This window comes from Paraburkholderia sp. RL18-085-BIA-A (assembly GCF_046027075.1).
Lineage (GTDB): Bacteria > Pseudomonadota > Gammaproteobacteria > Burkholderiales > Burkholderiaceae > Paraburkholderia.
In genome coordinates this window covers 1-6,506 of sequence record NZ_JARESU010000255.1, presented here as the reverse complement: position 1 = coordinate 6,506, position 6,506 = coordinate 1, and the positions used below count along the sequence as shown (strand labels likewise).

Here is a 6,506-nt window from a genome sequence, read left to right as displayed (position 1 = left end):
TGGTGATTCTTGGCACCTCGGGCATCGTGTTGCGAAGGTTTGTTCTTCAACTCTTCCCTTTATTTATAGCGGGGAAGTTATCCACAGGCGCCGCTATTCGCTGAAGGGCTGTTGCATCACCGAAGTGCACCGTCTGTTGCGCGGTTGGGCGTGCGACTGCGCAACAGCGGCGGCCTGGTCGTGGCATCGCATGATCGGATGCTGTTGCGAATCCGTGCTGCCTAGGCAGGAAGGGTAGACCGCGTTCCGAGCTGCCACAGCATGTCGATGTTCTTCAGATAGGTCGCGACGTTTTCAGCAGGCGCCTGGATGATCGAATGCTGTGTGCTATCCATGTTGTTGATTTCTGCTGTCCACGGATCATCAAGATGGGCGCATACGTCGGCGACGTCCTCGCAATATCGCTGGAACGTGTCATCGTCCCAAGTCTTGACGGTTGCGGGTGCAAGCAGCACTGAGAGCACGCCTTTGCGTTCGCCGATGAATCGCACCGGTGCAAGCAGGCCAGTGAGGTACATGATCAGGATCGCATCGAGCACCCGGTCGTCGTGATCTTCGTCCCAGATAATTGCGAAGTCGAGGAACCTGCCGTACTGAATCTGGTTCATCAGTTCGTCGTGCCACGTCGGTACGCGTAAAACAGAATAATGCGTACCTCGCCCGAGGTATCCGACGGGGCCGGGCTCATCGTGCAATGTCTGGAAGCAGGGTGGGTAAGACATTTCGTACTCCTTTCGGGAGAGAGGCGGCTTCCGCCGCCGAACCGCAGCCATTTCGTGGCTGTGGCGATCATGCAAACACTATCACGCCACGCAGACAGTCATCGCCGCCTTGTATCTTCCCGGTGCTTCGGGCTGTCTGCCGGCATTGAAGATACTGCCGCCTCAGGTATCGCGCCAAGCTTCGCAAGTCTGTCGCGTGCGTCGCGATACTGTGCATAGAATCTGGCCCATTTGCTGAAGCCGCCCAGTTCGCCAACCGCGCGCAACATTGCAAGGTGGGAAGCCGTCAGCAGTTGCACGGTGGCTTCGAGTTCTGCAATCCGGATGTCCTTGTCGGTGAGCGACGCTGCGGTGTCGGCGCCAGACCGTTTGCCAACGCGGCCGCGCCAGCGGCGGTATGCGGCCTGCCGCTGCTGATATTCAGCGAGCAACGTGCTCCGCGGTTCGCTGCGCGTAATTGACGATGCTGCGTTGATGGACGGGTGCAAGCGCGCGACAGCGCGAGCTGTAATGTCTTCATCATCGGCGAGCAACGCTTCGAGAATCGCGCGCATTGCGTCGTTGCCGGACCCGTTCGGTTCAGTCATCAAGTACTCCACGTTGCCGCGGCAGTGACAGGTCAACGCCGTCAGGGAAGGGACGTTTGCCCGATGGTGTTGCAAGAAGCTTCTGGACGCCGGCTAGCCGCGTCTCCGCGTGGTCGAGCTGGTTCCTCCATCCAGTGCTGGTCGATGGCCTGGCCTTGATCGTTTCCAGCGCGAGCTTGAACTTGCCCTCGAGCTGGATCAGGTTCTGCCGGTTCTCCGGCAGATCGGTCGCCGAGAGGTGGCGGCAATCCGCGAAGCATTCGAGGTGTTTGGGGCAGGGGTCAACCGTGAACGAATTCAGGCAGTGCCCGTACGGCGTGGCATGGAAGCCGTCCGCTTCGGCGCGCAGGTACTCGTACGCGGCAGCGTCGCCCTCTATTGCCTGAATGCGCCGGAACGCATCAACGATCGGGCCGTTGGCCTTACCACCCTTGATGAGCCGGGCTACCGTGCTGGCCTTCTCGCCGAGCATGACCTCGATGTCCTGCGGGATTTCGATCTGGTCGAGGTCTTCTGCAAGACTGCGATGGTCATACTCGTAGCTCTGTGCGACGCTGCGCCGGTTGAAGCGCTTCGAGATGATCGTATCGGCCACGCCCAGGCGGAACAGTTCGGTGTTTTGCAAGTGACGCAGCATGTGTGGCTCTATTTTCAAAGCCCTGTCTTCGGCGGTCTCTCCATACTTCTCGAACAACGACGGCACTGCCTTGTCGTAGCCAAGCCCGATGCCAATAAAGCGTGGATCCGGGCGGCTCACTGCCATGAAACGCGTAACGTCGCAGAGCCCGTCGTTCCGTTCTTCAGCAAGCGAGCGCTTCGGCTGAACGAACAGGAATTCCCATGGTTGCAAGACCCCGACTGCAAGTGGCAGCGGCGTTGTATCTGAGACCTTCGTCGGTGTCGTGGAGCGGATATGTTCCTCGAGCTCGTCGATGCGAAGGTAGGTGTGATGCCAGCCCATGCGCTCACGGACTCCGATGACCTTGCCATCAGCACGTCGGAAGCGCAATGCGATTTGCCCGTCACGCATCCTGTCGAGCAGGCGTTTTCCGAACTGATATACCGCCATATCCAGCGCGATCGGACCATTCCCGGGTCTTTCTGCCTGATATCGCTGCAGGTCGATCAGCACATCAGGATCGAACCTTTTCCGATAACGTTCGATGAACGGCTCGCGCTCGATGTCCAGCCAGAACGGGTTGCCCATCAGCCGCACATACGCCTCCGTGAACGGCACGACGTCATTGGCCCGATACCAGGGCAGTAGCCGACCGGTCTCGCACTGCAACTTCAGCGTCGCGCGCAGCGGCTTCGTGAGCTTCGCGACGTGATCGAGCGTGTCGGTAAGCAATTGCCGGAACATGTCTGGAACAGGCTGGGCATTCTCGAACAGAACACGGCTATCCGACTCCTCGATCTGTTGCTTTTCGGCGAGGTGGCGAATCATGAGCGACGTTGAGATGCCACCGGATTCACTGGCAGGGCGCCCCTTCACGTCGACGTAAGTTCGCTCACGCTTCCAGTCAACCGGTAGTAGCGTGGCTTCTCCTATACGGAGCCCCGTCACGATCATTGTCCGTATCGCGGCGAACCGCAGATCGTCCATGAACGTACGCGGCTTTTCGGTCATCACGATGCGGGTCAGCTCCCAGAACGCCCGGCGCTCCGGCATTCGCTCAGCCCGCTTGCGCGCATCGAGGTCAGTGCGCAACTCCTCCTGCGACCAGGTATGCTTCGCCTTGATCGCACTTTTCATTTTCATGCGGGGAACGGCAAGCGACGAGTACAACTGACCAGCATCGCAGAGATGCTGGGCGTCGAACACTATTTTGATGATGCCGGCCACCAGGTCTCCCAGCTTCCCTGTGGCCTGGATCGCCTTTCCGACGCGGATCGCCAGACGCAGATCGTCGACGGTCAGTTGCCATGGCTCCCTGTCCACGCATGTAGCAATTACCCTTAGCGGCCGCGCGATGTTTTGCATGACGTGTCCGGTGGTGTTCCGTTTGAACAGCAACTGTTCGGCCACTGCTGCCTTGACCAGGTCCTGCCATGCGGGAGACAGCGGTTGGCGTGCCAGTGGCGTCAGGTCGCACTCGGCGCGCTCTGCGTTGATGATCGCCAGCGCCTTCGCATCAGCCCCAAGGTCTCGCAGATAATGCGTCGGTGGCGGAACGTCATTGGCAATAGCGGTCAGATTCCAGCCGACACCGTCGCGTGCGGCACCTGTTTCATCGAGAGGCATGTCCCACGACAGGCCTTTCTCACGGGCCAGCGTTTTGCCCAGCTCGATGAACGCGCAGTAGTGTGGTTTCATTGATCGTCGCCTTCCAGTTCGTCAATGACCGTCTGGATCTCAGCGATCGTGCGTTGCAGCTGCAGGTAGGCCGGCGACCGTGTATCGCCGCGGGAGCTCCGGTCGAAGAACACAACCACTTCGCGCATGGCGGCCAGCACCCGCTCATGCATCGACCTGTCGTGCAACGGCATGAACTTCCTGCATCCATAGCACGACGTGACCGGGTTATAGGGGCAGGCCGGCTGTCCCGAAGAGCATCCGCCGATACCGGCAATCGGAATGCCGTGAGGGACACCAGCGATCTGTTGCTCACCTTTAAGAAGGGTGAGCTCTTCCGGGAGGATGAACCGGTCGTGCGCAATTTTCGCCACACGCCGGTATATGTCCGACGCGCCGAGCGCCCGGTTGACCCGTTCCGCGTGGGAGGCTGATGTCGCAAAGTACACCAGCCCCCTCTGGGCATGCGAATGCCCCAGGAATTCCGCAAGTTCCTCATGAGTTGCACCAGCGTCAACGAGCCGTTGCGCTGCGGTGTGCCGCAAATCCGTGGCCGTACCGAGGTCATCCGAGCCGATCAGTTTCCTGACGAGCGCGGCAATCCGGGCCCCAGCCTCGTAGTTCGACTGGACAGTAAAGAAGCGCGCAGCGCCAGCGGCCCCTTCAGACCGTCGCCATGTATTGAGCACAACGAAGATCGAAACCCACTCACGTTTGACGCGGCGTGTAAGCGGCTTTCTTTTCGAGTCGCTTCGCTGCTTGGCCATATGGAAGGTTAAATGAACCGTCGGCGGTCCATCCTGCGCATCCTGCCAGATGCGGACATTTCGCATGCCCAGCATCGCAATCTGGATCGGGCGCATGGCGAACTGGTAGGCGCACAGCAACATGCCAGCGTCGCAGACGTCCTCGTACGCTAACGGCGTTTTCACTGGCGACATGAGAACCGAAACCACCTCGTCAAGATGCCGCACGATCGCAGCCTCTTCGTCGGCCGACAGGAAGACGTCGCCGGAACGCACTCCCGCGTAGGCGTCGCTCGCAGGGCCGGGCAGGGAAGAGCGGATGAATTCCGCAAATGTTGGAGACCAGCCGCCAAGCCGGTGAGCACAAAGCAACCGTAGCAGCGTTTTACCAAACCGGTACGCGTCCTGAGGCAGATCGCGTGCGCGCATGACAGTCCATTCGCGGCTAATGTTGAGGGGGCCGGCATCGATCAGCTTTTCGACTTCAGTAACCGGGAAGTGCATCGCTCCACTTGCCGCCTTGAAGGCCGAAACGACGTGGAGATCTTCCCCCAGCAGATACAGGAAGAGCTGCTTCACCAGCATGGCGTATGCGCCTGGATAACGATCGAAGTCCAGCCTGTGCGGTCGCCCGTATATCAACAGCTCGAACACCGTTGCATCGGCAGGCGCAGGTATCGAACGGGTAGCGTCATCAAACTCGTCGTAGTAGCGGATGACAGGAGGAAGAGCAGGGAGTCGCGAGACCACATCGATAATCAGTTGCCCTGCCTCAACGGCAACATCTGCGCCGTCGCGACGATGGGGCGACCGCATGGTCAGAGCCCCTTTGGGATGGCGCGCAGCAACGCCACCCGGTCATCGAAGCTGTCGTTCCAGACGTCAGCGAGCCGCTCTTCGAAGACGGCCCGCGCGTAGCGCAAGGGCATCACAGATTTTTTCGACCAGCCGAAGAACGTGCGCATCTTCTGAAGCGCCTCATCCATCGAATCGCCGTTATCGATCAGCTGCTGTAACCGGACAACAGCGCCTGTGTGGCGCAGGTCGTGTGGCATCACAGAAGCCTTTCCAGTGCGATCGCGCAATTCCCGGCGTACGGCGTCAGGCAACGCGTTCGATATCTCGCGAAACGCTTTCGTCAGCGATTCCGTCGCGAGCGGGCTGTCGAAATGCGAATTGAGCAGGAAGGGGTGGCCAGGGCGACCGCGATAGTTCTCGATGTACGTCTGAACCAGCTGCGCCGTCACCGGGCTGACCGGCATCTGACGAACAGAATGGGCTGTTTTGATGCTCGGCTTCGAGTAGCGCGAGTCGATCGAACCATCCGTGTCGGCGTCGTACTCATTTTGCTGCACGTTGAGCCAGTGGCGCAGCGTCTGCCGTTTTCGGTCAAATCCTGTCTTGACGGCGTCGGCCGCCAGGAGCAGCAACTCCCCGCGCCGCAGACCTTGGTGCAACATCAGAATGAAAGCAATGTAAATACGCCAGCGGGTCTTTGCATGCCTGAATGGGTTCCGGCTTGACACGGGGTCCAGCAGATCGTATAGCGCCTCGACCACCACGGCAGGCAACGAGCGGATCATCTCCGTCTGCCTGCTTTTCCGGACGTGTAATTGGCCGTACAACGTTGAGAGCCTGTGCAGGCGCGCCTCGATGTCCCGTAGCCGGTCATCTGGAATGCGGCTCCTGGAAAGCCACGTCAGCACATCTGTCACAAATCCCAGGCCCGCATGCCAGCGCAGCTCGTCGGCTCGCGTGATGCGTGGCCGGTTCCTGATCGAGACAAACCACGATTCGAGCACATCGGCCAGCGCGGCATCGTTCATGTCCGCCAGCGCGTCATCGAGACCGCTCGGTCCCAGCAACCGGTCCGCATGCTGATACAGATCTTCAATGTACCGAAGCTTGCCCGTCTGGGTCGATGCGGCCAGATGACCCATCGAAACAATCGACCAGATGTTCGCCCAGTATCGCGGAACGGCGGCTTCGCTCACCAGCGTGGGACTTCTGAGGTGCGGCGGCACCAGCGGATCCGACAACTGTAGAAATGCCATTGATTCACGCAACAGTGATCAGGTACCAAATGGTACGAAGCCGTTGCGTCGAATTCGTGAAAGAAACGGGAAATCCGCAACGCTCTTCCACGTACCACTGA

At 59.7% G+C, this 6,506-nt stretch carries 5 protein-coding genes; all 5 read right to left on the bottom strand.

Annotation, left to right across the window (positions count from 1 at the left end; all coding sequences use genetic code 11):
* Window positions 1–221: 221 nt before the first annotated feature.
* Complete coding sequence (locus P0D89_RS50230) at window positions 222–722, bottom strand: hypothetical protein (protein ID WP_149676951.1); 501 nt, start codon at window positions 720–722, stop codon at window positions 222–224.
* Between the two features lie 98 nt (window positions 723–820).
* On the bottom strand, window positions 821–1,309 hold the full coding sequence (locus tag P0D89_RS50225; RefSeq protein ID WP_408370293.1) for a hypothetical protein: 489 nt from the start codon (window positions 1,307–1,309) through the stop codon (window positions 821–823).
* Window positions 1,302–3,626, bottom strand: a complete 2,325-nt coding sequence (locus P0D89_RS50220) for a hypothetical protein (RefSeq protein ID WP_408370296.1) — start codon at window positions 3,624–3,626, stop codon at window positions 1,302–1,304. Before P0D89_RS50220 ends, P0D89_RS50225 begins: the two co-directional genes overlap by 8 nt.
* Window positions 3,623–5,167, bottom strand: a complete 1,545-nt coding sequence (locus P0D89_RS50215) for a site-specific integrase (protein WP_408379249.1) — start codon at window positions 5,165–5,167, stop codon at window positions 3,623–3,625. Before P0D89_RS50215 ends, P0D89_RS50220 begins: the two co-directional genes overlap by 4 nt.
* Before the next feature lie 2 nt (window positions 5,168–5,169).
* On the bottom strand, window positions 5,170–6,177 hold the full coding sequence (locus P0D89_RS50210) for a site-specific integrase (RefSeq protein WP_408370302.1): 1,008 nt from the start codon (window positions 6,175–6,177) through the stop codon (window positions 5,170–5,172).
* Between the last annotated feature and the right edge of the window lie 329 nt (window positions 6,178–6,506).